We start from the raw sequence: 26,208 nt of genomic DNA, 5'->3' as shown, positions 1-26,208 counted from the left end.
CAGACTGAGATTCGCCCACTCAAATAAGAGCGAACAAAAACTCAGCAATAATTAGTAGAAAAGAGTAAAGGATTAACTATGTGTCACGTCTATTTCATTGATGATGAATCCGACCTAAGAATAGCGATTGAACAGAGTTTTGAGCTCGCGGATATTGACGCCGAATTCTTTCCCGATGCGGAATCAGCTTTGCTCGCGATTCAAGAGAACGGGTTACCTCATGTGATCATTACCGATATCTGTCTACCCGGTATCTCTGGCCATGACTTGCTCAACACTGTCATGCATAAAGACAAAGAGATTCCCGTCATCATGATCACAGGGCACGGTGACATCTCGATGGCGGTGCAAGCGATTCAAGACGGCGCCTACGATTTTATCGAGAAGCCTTTTGCCAATGAACGCTTAATAGAGACAACCAAACGCGCCATTGAAAAGCGCCAGCTGACCTTGGAAAACCTTGAACTCAAACGCTCACTCAAAGCCAGTAAAACCCTTGGACCAAGAATCATTGGTGATACTCAATCCATGACTGAGCTTCGCTCTGTGATTACCCATGTCGCTGACACCAACGCCGATATCTTGTTGTTTGGAGAGACAGGCACAGGTAAAGAGCTGGTCGCGCGCTCCCTGCATGAGCAAAGCAGCCGCAGAGAACAAAACTTTGTCGCTGTAAACTGTGGTGCCGTTCCTGAAAACCTAATTGAGAGTGAGCTCTACGGTCATGAAAAAGGCGCATTCACAGGTGCAGAGAGTAAACGCGTGGGTAAGTTTGAGTTTGCTCAGGGCGGAACCCTGTTCTTGGATGAAATAGAATCTATGCCGATGCAAGCACAGATACGCCTACTACGTGTGTTGCAAGAACGCGTTATCGAAAGGGTGGGCTCAAACGGATTGGTACCTCTGGATATCCGCGTGATTGCGGCCACTAAAGTCGACCTAAAGAAGGCTGCTGAAGAAGGTACTTTCCGCCAGGATCTCTATTATCGACTTAACGTTGTGACCTTAGATTTACCACCGTTGAGAAGCAGACAAGAAGACATCCCAGCCCTGTTCCACCACTTCTTGTTGGTCGCTGCCGCTCGCTATGGCAAAACCGCCCCTGCTCTACCACAAAGTGAATTACACGCCCTTTTAGCGCATGATTGGCCGGGAAATGTGCGTGAATTACGTAACACTGCAGAACGTTTTGTCCTTTTAGGTAAGCTTTCTCACCTATCAGATAACGCTAATACAACCGCCCAACAAATGTCTTTGGCCGAGTTAGTATCAGAATTTGAAAAAAACACGTTAAAGCAAGTGCTTATCGAATGTAACGGTAGTATCAAAGAGACAATGGAAAGGCTGCAGCTACCAAGAAAAACACTCTACGATAAGATGCAAAAACATCAGCTATCTAAAGAGTCATTTAAGGCGGAACCAAACTAAATTAGATTTGCGAGCAAGATCACCTATACTTATTTCAATAACAGGATGTTATGCAATAAATATAATAAGGATATGGCTATGGGTGAGAAAACTAGAGTTCCTTCGATTAGCGACACTTTCGAGATAGATGGCATTTACTATACCGATGAACATCTCGACTTAAACACGCCGGAATTGGAAGCGAAAAGAGCGCTATACGAACAGATCAATCCTCATGTTAAGCGAGGAAGACACATAGATGAGGAGGTCTAAAGACCTCCTCATTTTTTATGAATTGAATGCCATGTCAATGAAACGTTCAAGCAACTACTTGGTTATGATCTCCGGTCCCATCAAGGTGGTTGGTAACCATGTCGATACCCAAGGCACGTAAGTTACGATTATCAAGAACAGGAACATTACGCCAACCCAAGGCAGCGCCGCTTTGACCACATTCATCATCGACATCTTGGCAACCCCTGCAGTTACAAACAAGTTGAGTCCCACTGGCGGTGTTATCATCCCTATTTCCATGTTCACCACCATCATGATGCCAAGGTGAATTGGGTCAATACCGAGTGCAATAGCAATTGGGAATACTAGCGGAGCAACGATGATCAGAAGGCCTGATGGCTCCATGAACTGACCACCAATCAAGAGCAGTACGTTCACCACAATCAAGAAGGTGATCGGCCCTAAGCCCGCAGAGAGCATAGATTCGGTAATCATCTGAGGTATACGTTCTTCTGTCAGCACGTGCTTCAAAATCAGAGCATTAGCAATGATAAACAGCAGCATGATCGTCAGCTTACCCGCATCATAGAGTGTGTCTTTGGTATCTTTATGAAAGAAGGTTTGGAACACTTTAACCAGCGCTGGCTTGGTGTTGCTCTTATCCGCAAACGGCCCCATGTCTTTATAGATAAAGTTGGCAATAAAGAAGGCATACACCGCCGCTACTGCTGCTGCTTCTGTCGGGGTAAAGATACCACCGTAGATACCACCAAGAATGATGACGATCAGTAGCAAACCCCAGCTTGCGTCTTTAGCGGCTGCGAACATCTCACCCCAACCCACAAATGGTTGCGCTGGAATCTTCTTAATGCGTGCTGCAATGTAGATAGCGATCATCAACATCACACCCGCCAACAAACCCGGGATCACGCCACCAAGGAACATACGACCTACCGATACATCGGTTGCCGCCGCGTATACCACCATTACGATCGATGGCGGGATCAAAATACCCAAAGTACCTGCATTACAGATAACCCCTGCAGCAAACTCTTTCGAATAACCGTTTTTGATCATACCTGCGATAACGATACTACCGATCGCCACTACCGTCGCAGGTGAAGAGCCAGACAACGCTGCGAACATCATACATGCCACAACCGATGCCATCGCCAAGCCACCGCGGAACCAGCCAACCATCGCGATAGCAAAGCGGATAATTCGTTTCGCCACGCCACCAGTAGACATAAAGCTCGAGGCCAAGATAAAGAAAGGAATCGCTAACAATGTGTAGTGGCCAGCAAAGGCGTTAAACAGAGTTTGTGCGACCGATGCCAATGACGCATCTGAATGCATCAACAAAAACAAGATGCTTGATAAACCTAAGGAAATCGCAATTGGCACACCGACCAACATAAAAGCAATTACCATCAAAAATAGAAATAACATTGCCATGATTAGTCTTCCTTACCGTTAGGCTTTGTACCCGACGCGCTGGTCTTGTTGTTCGTAGTCGAATCCAATACTGCAGTCGCGTCTTCGTCAGAACCCGCAAGTACATCCGCTTTCAACGCATCCAACTCTTCTTCGGCTTCATGACCTGCAATCATGCGGTCGAGTTTGCCCGTCACAACTTGGTAAGCAACTTGGATGAATCGGAACGTTAGTAATGCCATACCAATCGGCAACGCCATGTAAGGGATAAAGCGTGGTAGTTTCTCGTATCGCTCACCTTCATTCAGCCAGTCAGCTAAGAACTGCAGTATCTCTGGCATTGGAATATCATCGGTTTCATACCATGCGCGATCAGTCGCGAATGGGTACCAATAATTCCATGAGCCGATGAGAAGTAAGATTGAAAAGGCAAGGCAGCTAGTGACGGCAATTAACGCATACACTTTGCGTAGCTTTTCAGGGGCAAGGTTGATGATGACATCAACACCAATGTGAAAGTGCTTTTTAACGCCGTAAGAAGCGCCAACCAGTACCATCCATGCAAACATGAATACCGTCAGTTCCAATGCCCATAAAATGTTGTCATTGAACGCGTATCGAAAGACCACGTTCGCAAAAGTTAGTAGGGTCATTGCACCCAGAAAGAAGGCTATTAAAGACTCTTCAATTAAATCGGTGACTCTTCCGACTTTGGAAAATAAAGACTGTTCCATTTGAGACTGTTCCATAAAATGCTCCGCTTATAATTGTTTTAATAAAGGGCAGCGGTAGGGAGCCGCCGCCCTATAGCGGTGTTATTGGTTTGAAGCTAATGCTGCATCGATAAGATCTGAACCGATGTCTTTTTCAAACTTCTTCCATACTGGTTGAAGTGCTGTTACCCATGCTTGACGCTGTTCAGGCGTCAACGTACGAACCTCACCACCAGCTTCGATGATGTTGTTTTTGTTCGCTAGGTTAACTTTTGAAGATTCAGCGTTACGAGTTTCAGAGACTTCTTGGACGATGGTGCCAAGCTGTGTACGTACATCTTCAGGTAGGTCTTTCCAGAAGTCGTTTGACGTTACCACTAGGTAATCCAAAATGCCGTGATTGGTTTCAGTCACGCCGTCTTGTACTTCGAAGAACTTCTTACCGTAGATGTTTGACCAAGTGTTCTCTTGACCATCGATAACCTTAGTTTGCAGGCCGCCATATACTTCTTTGAACGACATTTTCTGAGGGTTAGCACCTAACTGCTCAAACTGAGCTACCAATACGTCTGACGCTTGAACACGGAACTTCAAACCTTCTGCATCTGCAGGGGTTAGTAGTGGCTTGTTCGCAGACATCTGCTTCATGCCATTGTGCCAGAATGCCAAACCTTGAAGACCACGACGCTTCATTGCGTTCTTCAGCTTTTCACCAGATTCTGAGTTTTGGAAACGGTCAACGGCTTCTACATCTTCAAACAGGAACGGAAGGTCAAAAATGCGGTATTTCTTAGTGAACTTCTCAAATTTAGACAACGAAGGTGCCGCCATTTGAACATCACCATTTAACAGGGCTTCCAGTACCTTGTTATCATCGTAAAGCGTCGAGTTAGGGAAAACTTGCATACAAGCTTTACCATTCATTTCCGTGTTTACTCGCTCTTCAAGTAGAGAAGCAGCGATGCCTTTCGGGTGTTTATCCGTATTGGTTACATGACTGAATTTAATCACGATTTCACCTGGATCACAGTTTGCAGCAGCATTAAAACTGGTGAGTGCCAGAGCAGATACAGACAGCAGGGTAAGAGGCTTAAACATTATTATTCTCCTTAGTAAACAAAGCAGCCCTTCAATGGGAACTGCGTGCTTTCACTAAGGCAATTAGCGCGCCATATTGACACAAATCATTAACAACCCTTTAACCATAAGGCTTGGTAATATCGAGCCGCTCATCAGGGAGCTCAGCCAATAATATTAATGGGTGGAAAATGACCCATAGAAAATTTATAAATGGGTGAGAGTTGACCAAACTATCAATGATGAAATAGAGGTTTAGAGGACAAATAAAGGTTAGGAGGAAAAATAAAGGCCACCACTTCGGTAAACAAAATGGCAGCCTTATATAGAGATTCTTTAGAGCTGGTTATCTTAATAGGATATTGAAATATTATCTGAAACAGATGATTACGAGTTCTGCATACGCTTTTTAAGTCTTGCTAAATCAATAGCACTTGAACGTACTGTCAGCTTAATGCACTCGTAGTCGTACTCTTCCTTCACCACACTCATATTAGAGCGGATCTCACCGATGATGCCTTGCCCAGAATAAGGAATGGTGATCTCTTCTTCGATCATTCCTTGCTCAGCCACACCCACGATGTACTTGTGCAGTTTAGTGATATCGAGCGGGTCACGAGTCGAGGTCAGCATTGCATCAGGGAATTCGTCCATCAACGCAAGCTGCTGCTCTTCACTCAATCTATCGCACTTGTTGAGTACCAAGAGTTTTTCACTGCCTTCAACACCCACTTGCGCTAATACTTCATGTACCACATCAAGCTGCGCGCGGAATGAAACGTCAGACGCATCAACCACATAAAGCAGTAGTGACGCGTCGTGTGCTTCTGCAAGCGTTGAGTGGAATGAAGCAACCAGATCATGTGGCAGCTTCTTGATAAAACCAACCGTATCTGACACTAAGATACGCGGCTGAGTGATCGGCTGAAGTGCACGAACCGTGGTATCTAGGGTTGCGAACAGCTTGTCTTCACCACTCACTTCGGTTGCGGTCATTGCACGCATCATCGAAGATTTACCCGCGTTGGTGTAACCAACCAGAGCAACAGTGAAAAGTTCCGAACGCTGTGTGCGTCGGTTCTTCATTTCATCTTGTACACTTACCAGCTCACGCTTAAGCGCAGCAATTTGGTCTCGAACTTTACGACGGTCAAGCTCTAGTGAGGTTTCACCAGCACCCTGACCCATTTGACGTTCTTTGTCACCGTCGGCTGTTTCACGAAGTCGAGGTACTAAGTAATTTAGACGAGCAATTTCTACTTGCAGACGTGCGGTACGAGTGCGAGCGTGGCGACTGAAAATTTCGATGATGATACCGGTGCGGTCAAACACTTCGACACCTAAGTGAGCCTCAACATTGCGTAGTTGAGATGGGCTCAAATCACAGTCAAATACCACAACATCAGCAGTACCAAACTCCACCTCTTCAGATGGCAGGTCGTCAAAATCGAGTTCATCAATACCAGCATGAAAATCAAAAGACTCATCAATGAAGTCTTCGTCTTCCACTTCTTGAATCGAACCTTGGTAACCGGTTAGGTGAGCAATTTCTGCAAGCTTACCGGCACCCAATACGTTTTGTCGTTGGGTTGAACTGTGGTGTTGTGACTGAGTACCGACCACTTTAAACCCTAGGGTTGTCACTAATCGAGCAAGTTCAGCAAGAGACTCTTTTGCTTCGTCACCTTTAAAATCAGGTGTCGTAATAGAGATAAGTAGAGCGTTACTAGCGGAGGGTTTTGCTGTTAGTTTCATGTTTTATTCTGTCTATGCACAAAAGTGCACCTAGTATTGGGTCTAAAGTAGCGCGATCCTACGCTGTTCTCAGTCCGCTTTATAGAGCTAACCGTGACTAATTGGCGATATTATTTCAGTTAATCTGATTATCTCGTTTATCCCTCTGTTTTCATGAGGAAATAAAACGAGCTAAAACAACAAAAAGGCAACATCACATTATCAATTACGAATTGGTGATACTGCCTTATTTTAAGCTTAGCCTTTAATTGAGCGACCGACTCAAAAACTAGAAATCAATTCTCGCTTCAGTCTGAGCATCAAAGAATACCGCCTTTGATAAATCAAAATGCAGCGGCGCCATTTGCCCAACTGACACTTCAAATTCCGGCGACAAGCGACAAGCCACTTCTTGGTCGTTCACTTTCACCATCGCTATCGTATCTGGCCCTGTCGGTTCTAGCACTTCCAGTTGTAAGTCCAGTTGAGTGGTTGCTGATAGATCATCGCCTTGTTGCTCAGTAATGTGCTCTGGGCGAAGGCCAATCACCACTTCTTTGCCATCTTGTTCGCGCATGCTTTGCGGCAGACGAATATGGTGCTCCTGATCAGCCGTACCAATAACCTTGATGATCGGGTTCTGCTCTTCGTCGAGATCCACCATGGTCTTGATGAAGTTCATCGATGGTGACCCCATAAAGCCTGCCACAAACATGTTGCTTGGCTTAGTGTAGATCTCTTGTGGTGTGCCTAACTGTTGCAGTTCACCATCTTTCATTACTGCGATACGATCAGCCAGCGTCATTGCCTCGATTTGGTCATGGGTTACATAAACAATCGTGGTGCTGAGCTTTTGATGCAGACGCTTAATCTGATGGCGCATTTCCACACGTAGCTTGGCATCCAAGTTAGAAAGTGGCTCATCAAACAAGTACAGCTTAGGACGACGCGCTAAAGCACGCCCCATCGCGACACGTTGACGCTGACCACCCGATAGCTGTGATGGTTTGCGGTCCAGCAGTTGTTCGATTTGCAACATTTCAGCGACTCGATTCACCTCAGCATCGATCTCGTCTTGAGGCATCTTACGGATCTTCAAGCCGAAGGCGATATTGCCACGTACCGTCATGTTTGGGTAAAGTGCGTACGACTGGAACACCATCGCGATGTCGCGGTCTTTGGGCTCAACCTGAGCCACGTCGACACCATCAATCACGATTTCACCTGAACTAATGTTTTCTAGCCCAGCAATGGTATTCATTAGGGTGGATTTTCCACACCCCGAAGGGCCGACAAGTATCAAGAACTCCCCCGAATCGATACTAATGTCGATGCCCTTTAACGTTTCGTTGTCCGCGTTGCGATAGGTTTTACGGATCTGTTTTAAATCTAATGTTGCCATGGGTAATTATCCTTTTACTGATCCTGCCGTTAGGCCACGAACAAAATATTTTCCTGCGAAGACATACACCAACAGCGTTGGCAGTGCGGCGATGATCGCAGCTGCCATATCGACGTTGTATTCTTTAACGCCAGTGCTGGTGTTCACCAAGTTATTTAATGCCACGGTAATCGGCTGAGTTTCTGAGCCGGAATAGACCACTCCAAACAAGAAGTCATTCCAAATAGCAGTAAACTGCCAGATCACCGTCACCATAATGATCGGCGTGGAGATCGGTAATAAGATCTTGAAGAAGATGGTAAAGAAGCCAGCGCCATCAAGCTTTGCCGCTTTGATCAATTCATCAGGAATCGAGATGTAGAAGTTCCGGAAAAACAGAGTCGTAAATGCCATGCCATAGATAACATGCACAATCACTAAGCCGATAGTTGTGTTTGCCAAACCCATTTTTCCTAACATGGTTGCCATTGGCAGCAACACCACTTGGAATGGAATAAAGCAGCCAAATAACAACAAACTAAAGAACAGGTTTGAACCTCTGAATTGCCATTTCGTCACGACATAACCATTAAATGCACCGAGCAATGTTGAGATCGCAACCGCAGGAATCACCATTTGGAACGAGTTCCAGAAGTAGCCTTTGATGCCTTCACATTTCACGCCAGTACAAGCGGTGTCCCACGCTTTATACCAAGCATCAAACACCCACTCTTTCGGTAAGCTCATCAAGTTACCCGCCTTGATATCAGGCAGAGTTTTGAACGAGGTCAGCACCATCACGAACAGTGGCATCAAATACACCAAACAGAAGAAAAGCAGTGCTGAATAGATAAACATTCGAGCAAAATTGATGTTATTCATCATGACTTTTTCTCCCTAAGTTCAGAGTAAAGATAAGGCACGAGAATCGCTAAGATACCGGCAAGCATCATCATCGCACTGGCGGCACCGAGGCCGATTTGTCCACGTGTAAATGAGTGTGCATACATAAATAGCGCCGGAAGATCCGAGGAATACCCTGGTCCACCTGCTGTCATCGCCGTCACAAGGTCGAAGCTCTTAATCGCAATGTGAGAAGTTATGATCACCGCGCTGAAAACCACAGGTCGCAAGCAAGGTAAAATGATTTTGAGATAAATAGTGGGTAAGCTTGCCCCATCAATTTGTGCGGCTTTAATGATGGAGGAATCGATACCACGCAGGCCAGCTAAGAACATCGCCATCACAAAGCCTGACGACTGCCAAAGCGCGGCAATCACTAAGGTGTAGACCGCCATTTCAGAGTCCACCAACCAGTCAAATTTAAAGTCGGTAAAGCCCCAATCTTGCATCAATTTCTCAATGCCTAGGCCCGGATTCAAAATCCACTTCCAAGCGGTACCCGTCACGATGAATGACAGCGCCATTGGATATAAATAGATGGTACGAATCGCGCCTTCTTGACGGATGTTTTGGTCAAGCAAAATCGCCAAACCGACACCCAAGACGATAGCAATCACCATGAATAGGATTCCAAACACACCGAGATTAGTGATTGAGGTGATCCAGCGGTCGTTCTCCATCAGCTTTTCATATTGAGCAAAGCCAACAAAGTTGAAACTCGGTAGAAATCGAGAATTAGTAAACGACAGCGCTGCCGTCCAGAATATATAGCCGTAGATACATACCACGGTCACCAACGCGGTCGGTGCCAGCACAATCTTAGGTAACCAATGTTGTAACCTGTCAGCAAAACTGGGCTTTGGTGCAGGCTGGCTCCTTGTCGGTTTTGGAGTCGACTCAGTCAAAACATGCTCCATAACTTTTCCTTGTTGCACAATTAAGCCAATGGCTTACCTCTCGGCACCACATCAGCATCACGCATATCAGAATTGAGGTGAAGAGCGGATAGGCTCGCCACGAACCTACCCACCCTGGGGGTTTGGTACTAGACCAAATGAGATTAGATAGCGGCTTTTACTGCTTTCGCTAACTTAGCTGCTGCCTCTTTAGGATCAGCATCTTTCTCATTGAAGAAGTTGGTCACAACGTCATAGATAGCGCCTTGAGCGTAGCTTGTCGTTGCTAGGCCGTGAGCCATACTCGGTACAAGGTCGCCAGATTCCGCACTTGCTTTGAAGGTTGCCATTGAATCCAACGCACATTGGTCGAACTTAGACATGTCCATATCAAGACGTACTGGAATCGAGCCTTTGTTTAGGTTGAAGACCTCTTGGAAGTCTTTAGTAAGAATGGTTTTCGCAAGATCTTGTTGCGCTTTTTGATTCTCTTTATCGCCTAGCTCGAAGAAGGCAAAGCTATCGATATTGAAGGTAAATTGGCCGTCAGTGCCCGGAGCTGGTGCACAGATGTAGTCTTTACCTGGCACTTTACCTGCCGCTGTAAACTCGCCCTTCGCCCAGTCACCCATGATTTGCATTGCTGCTTCACCATTGATAACCATTGAGGTTGCTACGTTCCAGTCACGACCTGGAGAGTTGCTGTCGATGTAGTCACGCATCTTTTTGAACTTGGTGAACACTTCCACCATTTTGTCGCCAGATAACACGTCCATATCCAGATCAACGAACGCTTTGTTGTAATCTTCACTGCCTAGTACATCAAGTGCTACAGCTTCGAATACCGTAGCGTCTTGCCAAGGTTGACCACCGTGAGCCAGTGGAATGAAGCCAGCCGCTTTGATCTTGTCTGCGGCAACAAAGAACTCATCTAAGGTAGTTGGAACCGTCACACCTGATTTTTCGAGTACTTCTGGGTTTGCCCAAAGCCAGTTAACACGGTGAACGTTCACAGGAACGGCTACGTACTCACCGTCCCATTTCATTACTTTGGTAACAACAGCAGGAAGTAAGTCATCCCACTTTTCTTGTTTCGCGGTTGCATCGAGAGACGTTAGAAAACCTAAACCACCCCACTCCTGAATATCATGACCTTTGATCTGCGCGGCAGATGGTGGATTACCAGATACTGCTCGAGTTTTTAAAACGGTCATCGCACTTTCGCCGCCACCACCAGCAACAGCGAAATCTTTCCAAGTATGACCTTGTTCTTCAATCATCTCTTTAAGTACTGCAGCGGATTTAGCTTCACCACCAGCAGTCCACCAGTGAAGTACTTCCACTTCACCTGCTTGAGAAAATGTTGAGGCAGCAAGAAGAGATAGAGTAAGTAGGGTTTTATTGATTTTCATTATAATCTTCCATGTTTAGCGGACTCGACGCCCGGTTCAATAAAGAGTCTACTTATTCTGATTTATAAGATTGAAACAAAAGGTAAGCTCAATGTAACACAATTGTTACATTACACTTCAAGGCCACGTGGGATATAGACTTTGGCTTCTAAACCACCTTGAGGGGAGTTGCGAATAATGAGATCTCCGCCGTGTCCGTGCAGGATATTTCGACAAATTCCGAGCCCTAAACCGTGCCCTTGATCGTCGGTCGCGAGCCTAAAGTAGGGTTCAAACACCAACTCAAGTTTGTCTTCTGGGATTCCTTTACCGTGGTCCTGAATCGTCACGATTACCCACACAGAATCGCTACTGATATCGACCTTAGCGGATGTGCCGTATTTCACTGCATTGTCGATAAGATTGGTCAGCACACGTTTAATCGCTAATGGTTTAGCGACTAACGGCTCAACCACAATGGGTTCAAACTCCACTAAGGTTTGATGCTGGTTATGCGATTCAATAACCGAAGCAACCATGTCATTGAGGTCGATAATGGCGTTGTTTTCGTGAAGGTCCGTATCTCTTACCGCTTGCAGAGCACCTTTGACCATCATCTCTAGCTCATCCAAATCCTTGTTGAACTTCTCTTTCTTAACTTCGCTTTCCAACAATTCAGCTCTTAGCCTAAGCCGAGTGATCGGTGTTTTTAAATCATGAGAAATAGCAGAGAAAAGGTGTTCTCTATCGGCCACATAGCGACGAATGCGCTGCTGCATGCGATTAAATGCTCGAGTCGCCGTGACCAGCTCAGTCGCCCCCTCCTCGTTAAGTGGCGGCTGCTGAATATCCATACTCATCTCATTAGCGGCCCTCGCGAGCTTTTTAAGCGGGCGCACTTGGCGGCGAATCATTAAGTAGGTCAACACCAGCAGAATCAACGTTGAAGAGAGTAAGAAGATCACCTGCTCACGACCGAGAATGGTGTCATCCAGTTTTACATAGGGTGCTGGCAACAGTGCTGCAATGTAAACCCATTCGTGACTGGCTAGCTCAATCTGAACAACCAAAATAGGCGGATTAAGAGGCTCTAAAGTTAAGGTATGATGCGCCCACGATCGCGGGAGATCGCTCAAATAGATGTCATTTTTAAGCAAACGAAGATGCTCTGGGCGAGAAAAGTCGACACGAACTGATTCCACCTTGTTAAGCTTGCTACTCAAAACACTCTCTATCGCTTCTATCGATGCCGTTTTTAAGCGGGTATCGGGGATCGGCTCAACAATCAATGCCTCTTTATTGAAAGAGACGAAGAATCGCGTGCCGCCCATGTTTCGAATTTGGTCTAACACGATATGGCGATATTTGACGGGCAGAGACTGAAAGAAGGTCACTGTTGAAGCAAACATGTTCGCCATACTCGATGAAGCAGAACGAATACCTTCTAACTCTTTCTGTTTGGATTCGCTATACCAAATCGACGTTGCAATGCCTTGTGCGATGACGACGGCTAGCAAGGTCAAAAGCAAGGTTCTAGCAACTAACGAGTTTGGCTTTAAACTTCTCAACCACTTCATACGGACTTCTTACTCAGTGCTCATAATGCACAGGTACAGCCAAGATATAGCCGTTACCACGCATGGTTTTGATGTAGTGCGGGTATTTAGCGCTATCTCCTAACCTGCTTCTCAAACGGCTTAACTGAACATCAATGCCACGCTCAAAAGGCAGTGCTTCACGCCCTCTGGTCGCAAAAGAGATAGTATCTCGGTCTAGTACTTCGTTTGGGCGCGTTAGGAACAGCATTAACAGTGAAAAATCACTGCCCGACAAATCCATCTCTTCAGCGCTTTCGTTGTGTGAGATTCGGTGTGCAAGAGTATCGAGTGTCCAATCACCAAAGATGATCTGTTTAGGCAATGCGTCACTCGGCTTGTCATCGACCACTTGAACACGTCGTAACAAGGCTTTGATTCGTGCCATTAATTGGCGGGGACTAAACGGCTTAGCGATATAGTCATCGGCGCCAATTTCCAAGCCAATGATCTGATCGGTTTCATCGGACACTGCAGTCAGCATAATGATGGGCACATTGGAGTTTCTACGGACGCGCTGACACAGGGTAAAACCATCATCACCGGGAAGCATCACGTCAAGAAGTATCAGGTCAGGGTAACCTTGGCTCTGTAGGTGAGTTTGTAGTTCAACCCCATCTCCAACCGAAGAGACATCGAAACCCGATTTTGTAAGGTACTCTTCCAGCAACTCGCGGATTTCTTGATCATCATCCACCACGAGAATTCGAGTATTTGTTGGCATCGCCCAAACCTATAAAATTTACAACTTATTCACATAGTGTATAGGCAGGTCGAGTATTTGATTATTGATATGTTTGTAAAATTAGAAGAACAAACAGATAGAGATCACAACTAAGCGACCGCTATCTGTTGGTTTTATACTGATAAGCCGATTTAAGACGAGCAGCTAATCTCCATCCTTTTACCCCATTCCGGTGGTAAAGCAGCTAAGTATTCGTAATCAGGGTGCTCCGCATATGGGTCTGCGAGTACTACCATCAGAGCATCAACATCACTACTATCACCACGTTCGGCCTTTTCAATCGCAAGTTGAGCCAAATAGTTTCTAAGAATGTATTTAGGATTTACCTGCCTCATCTTTTCGCAGCGCTCTGTAGCTGAACTCTCCTCAAGTTCACAACGTTGCAAGTAGTTATCTAACCATAGCTTCGCTGCATCACGATCGATGACCAAATCAATGACTTCCTGAGCAGGCAAAGTGTCTAAGTTCGACAGAGTTCTAAAGAACCTTGGGTAATCGACTTTGTTTTGCGACATCAATTCGAACATAGACTCAAACAAGCGGCTGTCGCCTTCTTGCTTGGAAATCAGACCAAGCTTTCGACGCATCAGTTGGCTGAAATAACCGTTCATTTGTGGCTCGTATTGTTCCAATATCGCCTCTAAATCAGCCCTTTCCACCAGCGGTGACAACGAGTGTGCCAATGCCGATAAGTTCCACATACCGATTCTTGGTTGCTGATTGAACGCATAACGCCCTTGATAGTCGGAGTGATTGCAAATCAATCTCGGGTCATATTCATCTAGGAATGCAAATGGACCGTAATCGAAGGTTTGTCCAATGATCGACATGTTATCCGTGTTCATCACCCCGTGAGCAAAGCCATTTGCTTGCCACAACGCAATCATCTCTGCGGTGCGGTCAACAATTTGATTAAACATAGCAGCGTATGGCTTTTCTTCATCTAAGCACTCAGGGAAGTGCCACTCGATGATTTTGTCGGCCAACAACTTATGTTCAACCAACTGATTTGTGTAAAACAAGTGCTCAAAATGACCAAAACGGATATGTGATTCAGAAGCACGCACCAGTAGTGCACCCCATTCTTGCTTCTCTCGGTAAACCGGCGTATCACTGGTCATCATTGCTAATGCACGTGTGGTTGGGATATTGAGCCCCGCCATAGCTTCACTGCACAAATACTCGCGCACAGTCGAACGGATAACCGCGCGCCCGTCACCCATGCGCGAATACGGTGTTTTCCCCGCACCTTTTAGGTGTAAGTCGAACGTTTCGCCACTTTTAGCGACAACTTGAGCTAACAACAATCCTCTTCCGTCGCCCAAATCAGGGTTATAAGCACCAAACTGATGGCCTGCGTATTTCATCGCTAATGGAGAAAATTGCTTTGGTTCCACATTGCCAGACAAGGTATCTAGCAATTCTTCTGAAGCGCTCTCAAATGACGGAAAGCCGAGTTCAGTCGCAAGGCTTTGATTCCAGGCGAGCCATTGGACATTGCTTAACGGAGTTGGTTGGATTGGGGTATAGAACAGTCGAGGTAATGCAGTAAATCGATTGTTAAATGAAATAGAATCCCAGACAGACATGAGAGATACACTGTAAATAAAAGATAATTTAAGATTATCACAGTTTAGTAACAACTTCAGATCAGGTTACACGATTAGCTTTGTGCGAAAGTTGGCTTTGTTGCCCCATGAAATGTAGTTTTTACTAAGAAGAAGGACGCGTTTAGGAAGAGGTTAAGTGGCTAAGCTGGTGAGAAAAGCCACATTTATAGGAGGAAGAGTTCTAACTTTGAAAACTTTTTTACAAGTATGTTCATAATGAAAACTGGAAATATAGAGCCATTTAGCTGACTACATTAGAGCAAGAATACCCACTAGAGAAAGGGTAGAGAAAATCCAAGTACGGCTGATAACGCCAAAGTTACTGTGTTGAATCATTTCTTGATGCTGCATATGCCTCTCCTTGAGAACGTGATGGTGTAACTACAATATATCGGCTTTTTGTTAAAAGCAGCAAGCATATTAATGTTAACCTTTTATGACAGCACCAAGAAGTTTCTGTAACTATTCACCCCTTCGATAAATCATAGAGTTAAGCTCGACTTGTCGTTGAAAGCAGCGCTCCAGCTCCAATAAACACGCCACCTGTCACACGATTGAAAACCTTAGCTCGGCCTTTCGAGAACAACCAGTTCGACGACTTTGCACCTAAATACGCGTAGACCAATAACCAAGAAAGCTCCATCACAGCAAAGGTTAAAGCAAACACAGCAAACTGCGGTAATAGCGCGAGTGATGGGTCAATAAACTGCGGGAAAAGTGCGGTAAAAAACAGAATCGCTTTAGGATTACTGGCACCGACGATAAAGCCACTTACGTAGTGAGAAACGATACTCTCTTTAACGACTTTAGAGTCTGATTGCTGACTCGGTAGTTGGTCATAATCTTGCTGACTCGAGCGCAACGATTTCCATCCGAGGAAGATAAGATAAGCCGCCCCCGTCCATTTAATGACATTAAATACCACTTCAGAAGAGGCAATAATGACTCCGAGTCCCGTAAACGATAGCGTGAGGATTCCGGTAATCGCTGTTAGGCTACCCAAGGCTGTAAATATCGACAATTTGAAGCCCGATTGCACTCCTTTGGTCATGCACAATAAAGAACTCGGGCCTGGGGATGCCGTCAAGATCAGCACGGCTAGCAGATAGTAAATCCATGTATCAAAGCTCATCGTGAATTCTCCTTAACTCACTAAAACGACTAAATATTAAACACCAATATGTAATAAGCCCTCATATTAATCAACTAAATATTGCACTTAACGTCTTCGATATGAATACAAACATCTTTAATCTAGGCAATAAAAAACGCCATGCAGCAATGCATGGCGTTTAAACAAAACGTTTCAAATCGAACGTCTTACTAGATTTCAGGTTCTAAGCTTACAGCCCTATGACCGGGTCATTCGCTTAATAGCTACCAACTAGTCTTTGTAGATAGAGAACTCATCAGCGCAAGCAACAAGCTGCTCACGAGTGATCATGAATACACCGTGACCACCATTAGAGAATTCAATCCAAGTGAATGGAATCTCTGGGTACTGATCCATCATATGAACCATTGAGTTACCTACTTCACAGATAAGAATACCGTCATCAGTTAGGTAGTCTGGCGCGTTAGCTAGGATACGGCGAACCAGTTTCAGGCCGTCAGTACCCGCAGCTAGACCAAGTTCTGGCTCGTGAGTGAACTCATCTGGCAGGCTGTTCATATCTTCCTCATCCACGTATGGTGGGTTAGATACGATCAGGTTGTATTTCTCTTTTGGCAGGTCACGGAACAGATCAGAACGGATTGGGAACACTTGTTGCTCCATGCCGTGATCTTGAACGTTCTGCTCTGCAACTTGCAATGCATCAGTAGAGATGTCAATTGCGTCAACTTCTGCTTCAGGGAATGCGTGTGCACAAGCGATAGCAATACAGCCACTGCCCGTACAAAGGTCCATGATGCGAGTCGGCTCTTCAGTTAACCAAGGTTGGAATTGAGCTTCAATAAGCTCACCAATTGGAGAACGAGGCACAAGAACACGCTCATCAACGAAGAACTCAAGACCACAGAACCAAGCTTTGTTCGTTAGGTAAGCCGTTGGTGTACGATCATTGATACGCTTGATTACACGCTCAACAATGCGTAGACGCTCGCTGCTCGTTAGACGAGAGTTCAATACATGTGAAGGAACATCAATCGGCAGATAAAGAGTTGGTAAAATAAGTTGTACCGCCTCATCCCACGCATTATCAGTGCCGTGACCATAAAATAGGCCCGCTGCATTGAAGCGGCTAACAGTCCAACGAATCACATCTTGAAGCGTGTGTAGTTCTGATACCGCTTCTTCTACAAAAATCTTATCCAAAATTGTCTCCGAAAAGCGCTACAATACTGCTAATTACGTTTCAAATTAGAATTCATAACCTGATGAGCAAAAAAGACACCGATTTCGATGACGATTTCGCCCTGTTCAGCGATGCAGTAAAGGGCGTTAAAAAGTTGCAACAGGATACCATAATCCAGCAGCCAAAAAGAAATGCCAAACAAAAAGAAATTACTCGAACGGCAAGACAAGCCAGTGACAGCGAGTTTTATTTCTCAGATGAGTTCATTCCGCACCTTAGCGAAGAGGGTCCAACACGCTATGCGCGTGACGATGTCTCCAAGTATGAAGTGAAACGACTTCGTCGTGGTGTCTATGTTCCAGATGTCTATTTAGACATGCATGGCATGACTCAACAAGAAGCCAAACGCGAGCTTGGCGCAATGATCGCACATTGTGTCAAAGAAGGTGTCGCGTGTGCCTGTGTTCAGCACGGCATCGGTAAGCACATCTTAAAAGAGAAAGTGCCTTTGTGGTTGGCTCAACATCCAGATGTAATGGCTTTTCACCAAGCGCCTCTTGAGTTTGGCGGTAATGGTGCACTGTTGGTGTTGATCTCGATTCCAGAGAAATAGAACGAGTCGAGATCACATCACACCAAATAACAAAGGGCACCTCAATTACTGAGGTGCCCTTTCTATTCTGGCCATCGCACTATGTCCTATCAAACCCTAAGTTATGGGTTGATGTTCCAAAGCAGCTCGCCTTTTTGTGTCTCAAGGTCGAATTCAATACACGCTAAACCTGATGTTGGGAACATCGGCGGCGCCATACCGGTTGCAAATTCTGCTGTTAAATAGCCCACTAGAGGTAAATGAGAAACAAATAAAATGGTCTCTAGCTTTTCTACTTCAGCCATTGCCAAGGTCAAATCAAACACATCGTCAGACATTCCATAAGGCGTGATGTCATCACAGGTTTCCACTTTCTTTCCAGAAAACGCCTGAGATATCTCTAACCACGTTTCTTGCGCCCTCAAGTATGGGCTCACAAGCACTTTATCAAACTGGCTAATGCCCTGCTCATTTGCAGCTTGAGCCACCGCAAGAGAAGCCATTTTACCGCGCTTAGTTAACGCTCGTTCTGCATCCGAGTTAGCAAAATGCTCTGCTTCACCGTGACGCATTATGAATATTTTCATGTTCTGTCCTGTCTACGTAACATTTCGAAAGTCGATATATCCCATATCAGCGATACGCTACTTAGCGTTTGGCCCTCAATCCAGAGGGAGCCGCAGTCTATATAAATAATTATATCAAGTCACTTGCTAAAGAGTTCGACTTTCTTAACAATCTTGTTAAAAGAAAATAAATCACTGATAAAAATCGATAAAAGTGATGTTGAAGTCGCCAAAAAAGCACTTCATATCCCAAAATATGATCACGAGGTTTGCACGCCGAACCATCGGGTACATAATTTAAAAACCACCTTCTTTGGAGATGCTCCAGTGCATTTAAGCCCCAACGATGAACATCAATACCGTTACCTCACCTTACATAACGGATTGCGAGTACTTTTGGTTCAAGACCATTGTGCTCAAAAAGCTGCAGCTGCACTCGCCGTTAATGTCGGGCACTTTGATGATCCTGCCGACCGAGAAGGTTTAGCGCATTACCTAGAGCATATGCTATTTCTAGGAACTGAAAAGTATCCAAAGGTCGGAGAGTTTCAGAGTTTTATCAGCCAACATGGTGGCAGTAACAATGCTTGGACCGGAACAGAGCACACCTGCTTCTTTTTTGACGTCGAATTGAATGCCTTCGAGTCCGCTCTAGATCGCTTTAGCCAGTTCTTTACCGCCCCTCTATTTAACGAAGAAGCACTAGATAAAGAGCGCCAAGCCGTTGATTCTGAGTACAAGATGAAACTCAACGATGATGCACGACGCCTATACCAAGTTACCAAAGAGTTGGTTAATCACAACCACCCATTCTCGAAGTTTTCTGTCGGTAATATCGATACGTTAGGTGACAGAAATGGCGTTACTATTCGCGAAGAAATTCTCACATTCCATCAGCAACAGTACTCCGCCGACCTAATGACCCTGACACTGTCCGGCAATCAATCATTAGATGAGATGCAAAGCTGGGTTGAGGAGCGCTTCAGCTCAATCCCCAATCACAACCTTCAGGGCAAAAAGGTCGAGGTGCCCATTGTTGGCGAATTGAGTACTGGAGTTCAGGTACATGTAGAACCGATTAAGGATGTCCGCAAACTTACCTTAACCTTTCCTATGCCGAGCATGGATGAACACTACGGTGTCAAACCGCTGTCATTCTTCGCACACCTATTAGGTTACGAAGGAGAAGGCAGTTTGATGATGCAGCTCAAAGAGAAAGGCTGGATAACATCACTCTCTGCTGGCGGTGGTGCAAGCGGCAGTAACTACCGTGATTTCACGGTGAGTTGCTCACTAACTATCGAAGGCCTAACCAAAACAGACCACATCATCCAAGCGGTATTTCAATATATCAAGTTGATTGAACAACAAGGGATTGAAGAGTGGCGTTACCTTGAAAAACGTGCCGTTTTAGAATCCGCTTTCCGTTTTCAAGAGCCAGCAAGACCGCTCGATGTCGTCAGCCATTTGGTTATCAACATGCAGCACTATCAAGAGCAAGATGTGGTGTATGGCGACTATAAAATGTCGCATTTCGACGAAGATCTCCAACGTTCACTGCTTCCTTACTTAACTGTCGACAATATGCGTGCCACCATTATTGCCAAAGGCTTTGAGTATGACAGAGAGGCAAAATGGTACTTTACGCCCTACTCGGTTATTCCTTTTACAGCTGAGCAAGTTCAATGCTTCACCTGCATCAATCCCGGTTGGCAGTTTGAGCTACCCGGTAAAAACCCGTTTATTTGCTACGACTTAGACCCAGCAGAACTTGAAGGTGACGCTGAATATCCACAGCTATTGCAAGAGCTAGATGGTTTTAAGTTATGGCACCTGCAGGATCACCAGTTTAGAGTTCCTAAGGGTGTGGTGTATATCGCCATCGATAGCCCACACTCGGTAGCTAGCCCAAGAAACATCGTAAAAACACGCTTATGTGTCGAGATGTTCTTAGATTCTCTTGAAAAAGAGACCTATCAGGCTGAAATCGCGGGCATGGGTTACAACATGTACACCCATCAAGGTGGCGTGACACTGACACTCTCTGGATTCAGCGAAAAGCAACCACAACTACTCAATATGATCCTAGAGCGCTTTCAGGCACGAGACTTTAGTCCAACACGCTTTGAAACCATTAAGCATCAACTTCTCAGAAACTGGAATAACGCGTCGCAAGACCGCCCGATTTCGCAACTGTTTAACGCAATGACGGGTATTTTACAGCCCAACAACCCACCATATGCGGTGCTCATTGAAGCGCTAGAAACGATTGAAGTCGATGAACTCTCTTCATTTGTTCAATCTATTTTAGCCGAGCTTCATGTCGAAATGTTTGTGTATGGCGACTGGCGACAAGCTGATGCACACAAGATGGCTGAAACACTCAAGGATGCCCTACGAGTTAAAGACCAAGCTTATGAAGAGTCACTGCGCCCGCTAATCATGTTGGGTGAAAACGGTAGCTTCCAGCGTGAAGTGGTATGTAATCAAGATGATTCGGCAATAGTGGTTTACTATCAATGCCCTGATATTTCACCTAAGAATATCGCACTGTATTCGTTAGCCAACCATTTGATGTCGGCGACGTTCTTCCATGAGATACGCACCAAGCAACAACTAGGCTATATGGTCGGCACTGGTAACATGCCTCTGAATCGACACCCTGGCATTGTGCTTTATGTGCAATCGCCGAATGCTGCTCCAGCTGATTTACTGGTCTCAATCGATGAGTTTCTCAACGCCTTTTACATGGTGTTGTTGGAGCTGAACGATTACCAATGGCACAGCAGTAAACGAGGCCTTTGGAATCAAATATCAACACCAGATACCACTTTGCGTGGGCGTGCTCAGCGCTTATGGGTTGCGATAGGCAATAAGGACTTGGAGTTCAATCAGAGAGAGAGAGTACTAGAAGAGCTCAAAGGGCTCACTCGTTCAGACATGATGCGTTTTGTGGTTAGTCAGCTTAAGCCACGTACTGCTAACCGTTTGATTATGCACGCACACGGCAACGCTCATATCGAGGAAGATAAGCTATCTGCAGGTGTCGAGATTGGTTCTATTGATGAGTTCCAGTTGCGCCCGAAAGATACCGAGCTTGGCTAATAAGCGTATTAGAAAATTAAAAGGTTGGTGTGAAGGCATCAACCTTTTTATTGGGCAAAGTCAAAAGCAGATCTCCTATTACGCTCCTTCGTCGCTTTAGGAGATGACGTTAGTTTTGATTGAGGCACGTTTATCCAATGAACACCAATAGCTTACTCTCAACCTCTCATTTCTAGTTCCCAAGAAGGAGAAACAACTGAATCGAGAATCTCCCACACCGACCAACACTACCTGACACAACACATCACTCTCCGTCATTCCCGAGAGGGAAGAGCGACCGAGTCGGGAGTCTCTCATACCGACCAGCTCTACCAGACAGAACACATAATTCCCCCGTCATTCCCGAGAGGGAGGAACGACGGAGTCGGCAATCTCACTCTTTTCACAGTCATTAATAAAACAAAAAAGCCCGCATCAACTGCTTGATACGGGCTCAATAATTAGCGTACTAGAGAGTTACTTGTAAAAAGACTCATCCAAACCAGCTCGTGTCAGTAGGCCATCACATGGTGCGAAACGGTCACCGTACTTCACAGCAAAATCATTCATCATCTCAACCAGTGACTTAATACCAATTTGGTCCATGTAACGGAACGGACCGCCCAGGAATGGAGGGAAACCGATACCGAAAATAGCACCAATATCACCATCACGAGGACTACGGATAATGCCATCATCTAGACAACGAACCGCTTCGTTCAGCATAGGTAACACACAACGCATTGCGATGTCGTTATCACTTAGCTTAGGCTCAGGTTGTAACTTAAGCAGCTTATAAACTGACTTATCGACTTCCTTCTTCTTACCTTTGTAAGTATAGAAACCTTTACCACTCTTACGCCCTTTACGGTTGTCGTTCAGAAGAGTGTCGAACACATCAGGGCCTTGGAAACGGTCGCCTAACTCATTGACTAGAATCGGGATGATCTTAGCACCGATATCCACACCTACCTCATCTAGCAAGGTAATTGGTCCAACCGGGAAACCGAAGTCCAACAACGTGCTGTCGAGCTTTTCAATCGGCTCGTTCGCCAATAGCAGATGTGCCGCCTCATTCATGTATGGAGCAAGAATACGGTTCACATAGAAACCTGCCGTGTCTTTAACAACAATCGGTGTTTTACCTTGCTTCTTAGCCAATGCCACAACCGTCGAGATAGTCTCTTCTGATGTTGTTTCATGCGGGATAACCTCAACCAACGGCATTTTCTCTGCAGGGCTAAAGTAGTGAAGACCGACCACGTTTTCTGGACGCTGTGCCTTCTCTGCAATCTTATGGATTGGCAGCGATGAAGTATTCGTCGCGAAGATAGTCTCTGGCTTCGCATTTTGTTCAATGTCTGCAACCATAGACTGCTTAAGGTCAAGATCTTCAAACACCGCTTCGATCACAACGTCTGTGTGGTTGAAGCTTGTAAAGTCGATACCACCAGAAAGCTGAAGCATCTTACTTTCAAGACCTGCACGGCTCAGAATACGACGTTTGCGCTGCTTATCGAATAACTTGTAGTTGTAGTTAAGCGCGTTTAGGACACCATCATTTGATACATCTTTAATGCGAACCGGTACTTTTGCTTTAGCTACACTCACGTGGCTAATACCTGCGCCCATAAGTCCGCCGCCTAACACACCAACACGCTTAACCGCTTTTGGTTCTGCATCTGCGCCGTGTTCTTTCTTCATTTCTGTGGTTGCAAAGAAGATAGAGCGAAGTGCTTTTGACTCAGAAGTCATGACTAACTCAGAGAAACGCTTCGCTTCGTACTGAAGACCTTTTTCAAAGCCATTTTCTAGACCATAACGAATGACATCGAGAATCGCGTCAGCTGCTGGGTAGTTACCACGAGTTTTCTGATTGGTCTTCTTCGCAGCTTGTTCAAAAATCACTTTACGACCAAGGCTGTTGCGAGAGATGAGCTTCTCTTTCGTCGATGCTTGGCTCTTAGAAGCAAGGCGCTTACCTTTTTTGCTACCCGTATTCTTTTCAACATAGCTTTTCGCTACTTCAAGCAAAATGGTATCTGGGACACAAGCATCCACAACGCCAAGTGATTTCGCTTTCTTAGCACGCAGTTGCTTGCCTGTAAGAATCAGGTCGAGTGAGGGTAGCAAGCCAATTAAACGAGGCAGACGTTGTGTACCACCAGAACCTGGTAGTAAACCTAACTGAACTTCAGGCAAACCAAGGCGCGTCTTATCTGAATCGGTACATACACGGTAGTCACACGCTAATGCGAGCTCTAAACCGCCACCAAGACACGGGCCATGAATTGCCGCAACAACTGGGTAAGGAAGATCAGACAATGCTTGGAACATCTCTTGACCTTGACGTGCTAGAGATTGTGCTTCATCAGCGGTTTTACACGCGTCAAGCATTCGAACATCAGCACCTGCAATAAAGTTATCAGGCTTAAGAGAATGAACAATTAGCCCTTTAACGCGGCTTTGCTTCTCTTTTAACTGCTCAAAGATTGCTTTCATCTCTTCAGCAAAAGCCGCTTGGAGCGTGTTCATTTTCTCGCCTGGAACATCAATCGCTAACCAAGCAATATCTTGGTCGTCGATGTTAAGAGAGAATGCGGTCGCTTTCTTTTTCGGTGCTTCAGTCACTGGAGTTGACTCCGCGTTAGTGACTGCTTCTTTTTCTGTTGTTGCATCAAGAGTCGTAGACATTATTCTACCTCCAAGATCATTGCTGCACCTAAACCACCAGCAGCACATGCTGTATTCAGTGCTAAGCCGCCACCGCGACGTTTTAATTCACGTAATGTTTGAGTCATCATACGCGCACCAGTTGCTGCGAACGGGTGACCGTAAGCAATTGAACTGCCCAACACGTTGAACTTATCCATATCAATCTCACCGATCGCTTTATCACGGCCAAGGTTCTTCTGTGCAAACTCATCACTAGCAAACATTTTCACATTCGCTAGAACTTGAGCTGCAAATGCTTCATGCATCTCGATAAGCGTAAGGTCCGATAGCTCTAAGCCAGTGTTTTTCAATACTTGCGAGGTCGCGTACGTTGGTCCCATCAGCATATCCGTTTCAACACCAATCGCTGAGAACGCATAGCCACGAATATAACCCAGTACTTCTAAGCCTAGCTCTTTCGCTTTGCCTTCGCGCATCAACATCACAGCTGCACCGCCATCAGTCAGCGGCGTTGCATTCGCAGCGGTCACACTGCCGTATTTTCTATCGAAAGCAGGACGAAGCTTGGCGTAACCTTCAACTGTAGAGTCATGACGAATGTTGTTATCTTCCGCTAGGTACTTTTTGTACGGTGCCGGAAATGCCGTCATTACTTCGTCTTTAATCTTGCCTTCTTTCCATGCTTGAGAAGCCAAAGAGTGAGAACGGTGAGCAAGTGCATCTTGAGCTTCACGAGTAATACCGTGTGTCTTCGCCATCTGCTCAGCAGTTTGTCCCATGGATAAACCGGTCGAATATTCAGCAACGGCAGGCGGTACTGGCATCAAATCTTTTACTGAAAGTGTTTTGAGAATTTTCAGTTTTTGGCCCATGGTTTTGGTTTTGCTCAGTGCTAATAAATTTGCAGCTAGCTTTTTGGAAACGCCAATAGGCAATACAGAAGAAGAATCCGCACCACCAGCAATACCGACATCAATCGTGCCAGCCATAATGCTTTCGGTCACGTTGACTGCTGCTTGAAAGCTGGTCGCACACGCTCGAGTCACACTGTAAGCATCGGTATTGATATCCATACCGGTACCCAACACGATTTCACGCGCGATGTTTGGTGCTTCTGGCATCTGAACAACTTGGCCGAACACGACTTGTTCGATTAGCGCAGGATCGACATCAGTTCTTGCGAGCATTTCACTCACAACCATTTTGCCTAAGTCGACCGCAGGCACTTGGCTAAATTCTGTGCTCTGACGAGCGAATGGGGTTCGTAATCCAGCGACAACGGCAACACGTTCTCCAGAACGCGTTTTGACTTCCTGTTTGCCCATGGTTTCTCCTTAAAGTTAAGAGGTCTGACCTGAAGCATTGTAAAGAAGTTGTTAATTAAATCAAACGAGCGTTTAAATAAACGTGATACGAGTATCTCACTGTTTGAAAATATAACTGCACATTCAGGCGAACCTTTTTGGGTGGAAGGTTGTCGTAAGAGACTAAACTATTGTAAGCAAAGACTGTTATGGCGGTGTAGGAGATTGGTTTTCTCGAGGCAAAAAAAAACCACACAAAGCTGTGTGGTCGGAATGTGTATAAAGCAATTAACTTGACGCCAATTGAAAATAATCAGTTTCCTGATTAGGAGAAAGTAAAGTCAGCCTTCAAAAGGAAGTGTCGTCTTGCTCAACATGCTAGCCACGAATGACTAACTAGACGACAAGGTGTACTATAACTTTTTCAGGGTCTTAGATTTTGAAGTAGATCAATTTTAATGTGATTTTACGAATTCCAGCCGCCGTTCGCTCTAAAGACGAAACAGACTATAAACGAAGCACAACGTATAGAGGACAGCTATACGCAGAGCAATTATGGAGGCTCGTGT

At 45.5% G+C, this 26,208-nt stretch carries 20 protein-coding genes; 4 read left to right on the top strand and 16 right to left on the bottom strand.

Going from position 1 to position 26,208, the window contains the following annotated elements; genetic code table 11:
• Positions 1-78: 78 nt before the first annotated feature.
• Complete coding sequence (locus tag F0251_RS00345) at positions 79-1,428, top strand: sigma-54 dependent transcriptional regulator (protein WP_171730087.1); 1,350 nt, start codon at positions 79-81, stop codon at positions 1,426-1,428.
• A gap of 78 nt (positions 1,429-1,506) precedes the next feature.
• On the top strand, positions 1,507-1,680 hold the full coding sequence (locus tag F0251_RS00340; protein WP_008218379.1) for a hypothetical protein: 174 nt from the start codon (positions 1,507-1,509) through the stop codon (positions 1,678-1,680).
• 54 nt (positions 1,681-1,734) lie between these two features.
• Here F0251_RS00340 and F0251_RS00335 read toward each other — a convergent pair whose 3' ends face one another.
• From F0251_RS00335 to prmB, 13 genes are all read right to left on the bottom strand, one after another.
• Entirely contained in the window at positions 1,735-3,096 is a 1,362-nt protein-coding gene (locus F0251_RS00335; protein ID WP_008218377.1) for a TRAP transporter large permease, read from the bottom strand.
• Positions 3,097-3,098: 2 nt separating this feature from the next.
• Positions 3,099-3,824, bottom strand: coding sequence for a TRAP transporter small permease (locus F0251_RS00330; protein WP_171730086.1), 726 nt, complete (start codon positions 3,822-3,824; stop codon positions 3,099-3,101).
• Between the two features lie 66 nt (positions 3,825-3,890).
• Positions 3,891-4,886, bottom strand: coding sequence for a TRAP transporter substrate-binding protein (locus F0251_RS00325; protein WP_061033666.1), 996 nt, complete (start codon positions 4,884-4,886; stop codon positions 3,891-3,893).
• A 366-nt stretch (positions 4,887-5,252) separates the two neighbouring features.
• The gene (gene hflX, locus F0251_RS00320) at positions 5,253-6,620 is read right to left on the bottom strand and encodes a GTPase HflX (protein ID WP_171730085.1); all 1,368 of its coding nucleotides are present in this window, start codon (positions 6,618-6,620) and stop codon (positions 5,253-5,255) included.
• Between the two features lie 268 nt (positions 6,621-6,888).
• Positions 6,889-8,001: an ABC transporter ATP-binding protein gene (locus F0251_RS00315; protein WP_171730084.1), complete on the bottom strand. Its 1,113-nt coding sequence runs from the start codon at positions 7,999-8,001 to the stop codon at positions 6,889-6,891.
• 6 nt (positions 8,002-8,007) lie between these two features.
• Positions 8,008-8,865: a carbohydrate ABC transporter permease gene (locus tag F0251_RS00310; RefSeq protein ID WP_048661487.1), complete on the bottom strand. Its 858-nt coding sequence runs from the start codon at positions 8,863-8,865 to the stop codon at positions 8,008-8,010.
• Positions 8,862-9,800, bottom strand: coding sequence for a carbohydrate ABC transporter permease (locus F0251_RS00305; protein ID WP_004739913.1), 939 nt, complete (start codon positions 9,798-9,800; stop codon positions 8,862-8,864). The genes F0251_RS00310 and F0251_RS00305 overlap by 4 nt, the downstream gene beginning before the upstream one ends.
• A 143-nt stretch (positions 9,801-9,943) precedes the next feature.
• On the bottom strand, positions 9,944-11,191 hold the full coding sequence (locus tag F0251_RS00300; protein ID WP_137407315.1) for an ABC transporter substrate-binding protein: 1,248 nt from the start codon (positions 11,189-11,191) through the stop codon (positions 9,944-9,946).
• A gap of 110 nt (positions 11,192-11,301) precedes the next feature.
• Positions 11,302-12,747, bottom strand: coding sequence for an ATP-binding protein (locus F0251_RS00295; RefSeq protein WP_150871501.1), 1,446 nt, complete (start codon positions 12,745-12,747; stop codon positions 11,302-11,304).
• Positions 12,748-12,760: 13 nt separating this feature from the next.
• A complete protein-coding gene (locus F0251_RS00290) occupies positions 12,761-13,489 on the bottom strand; it encodes a response regulator (RefSeq protein ID WP_061033671.1) in 729 nt (242 codons plus the stop codon).
• A gap of 152 nt (positions 13,490-13,641) precedes the next feature.
• On the bottom strand, positions 13,642-15,099 hold the full coding sequence (locus tag F0251_RS00285) for a protein adenylyltransferase SelO (protein WP_171730083.1): 1,458 nt from the start codon (positions 15,097-15,099) through the stop codon (positions 13,642-13,644).
• A 511-nt stretch (positions 15,100-15,610) separates the two neighbouring features.
• Positions 15,611-16,252 carry a LysE family translocator gene (locus F0251_RS00280; protein ID WP_171730082.1) on the bottom strand — a complete coding sequence of 214 codons (642 nt, stop codon included), beginning with the start codon at positions 16,250-16,252 and terminating at the stop codon, positions 15,611-15,613.
• 252 nt (positions 16,253-16,504) lie between these two features.
• Positions 16,505-17,437: a 50S ribosomal protein L3 N(5)-glutamine methyltransferase gene (gene prmB / locus F0251_RS00275; protein WP_008218350.1), complete on the bottom strand. Its 933-nt coding sequence runs from the start codon at positions 17,435-17,437 to the stop codon at positions 16,505-16,507.
• Positions 17,438-17,499: 62 nt separating this feature from the next.
• Between prmB and smrB the strand changes: the two genes are divergently transcribed.
• Entirely contained in the window at positions 17,500-18,030 is a 531-nt protein-coding gene (smrB, locus tag F0251_RS00270; RefSeq protein WP_116870198.1) for an endonuclease SmrB, read from the top strand.
• Between the two features lie 101 nt (positions 18,031-18,131).
• Here the strand turns inward: smrB and sixA are convergent, their stop codons facing one another.
• Complete coding sequence (sixA, locus tag F0251_RS00265; RefSeq protein ID WP_061033675.1) at positions 18,132-18,596, bottom strand: phosphohistidine phosphatase SixA; 465 nt, start codon at positions 18,594-18,596, stop codon at positions 18,132-18,134.
• Positions 18,597-18,902: 306 nt separating this feature from the next.
• On the opposite strand from sixA, the gene F0251_RS00260 reads away from it, so the two are divergent.
• Positions 18,903-21,680, top strand: coding sequence for an insulinase family protein (locus F0251_RS00260; RefSeq protein ID WP_171730081.1), 2,778 nt, complete (start codon positions 18,903-18,905; stop codon positions 21,678-21,680).
• 456 nt (positions 21,681-22,136) lie between these two features.
• Here F0251_RS00260 and fadJ read toward each other — a convergent pair whose 3' ends face one another.
• Together fadJ and fadI are read right to left on the bottom strand one after the other, a co-directional pair.
• Complete coding sequence (gene fadJ / locus F0251_RS00255; RefSeq protein ID WP_171730080.1) at positions 22,137-24,353, bottom strand: fatty acid oxidation complex subunit alpha FadJ; 2,217 nt, start codon at positions 24,351-24,353, stop codon at positions 22,137-22,139.
• Entirely contained in the window at positions 24,353-25,660 is a 1,308-nt protein-coding gene (gene fadI, locus F0251_RS00250) for an acetyl-CoA C-acyltransferase FadI (RefSeq protein ID WP_019824831.1), read from the bottom strand. Before fadI ends, fadJ begins: the two co-directional genes overlap by 1 nt.
• Between the last annotated feature and the right edge of the window lie 548 nt (positions 25,661-26,208).

The organism is Vibrio sp. 070316B (assembly GCF_013114115.1).
In the GTDB taxonomy this organism is placed as follows: domain Bacteria; phylum Pseudomonadota; class Gammaproteobacteria; order Enterobacterales; family Vibrionaceae; genus Vibrio; species Vibrio chagasii_B.
The sequence above is the reverse complement of the archived record's forward strand: the minus strand, read 5'-3'. Positions and strand labels throughout refer to the sequence as shown.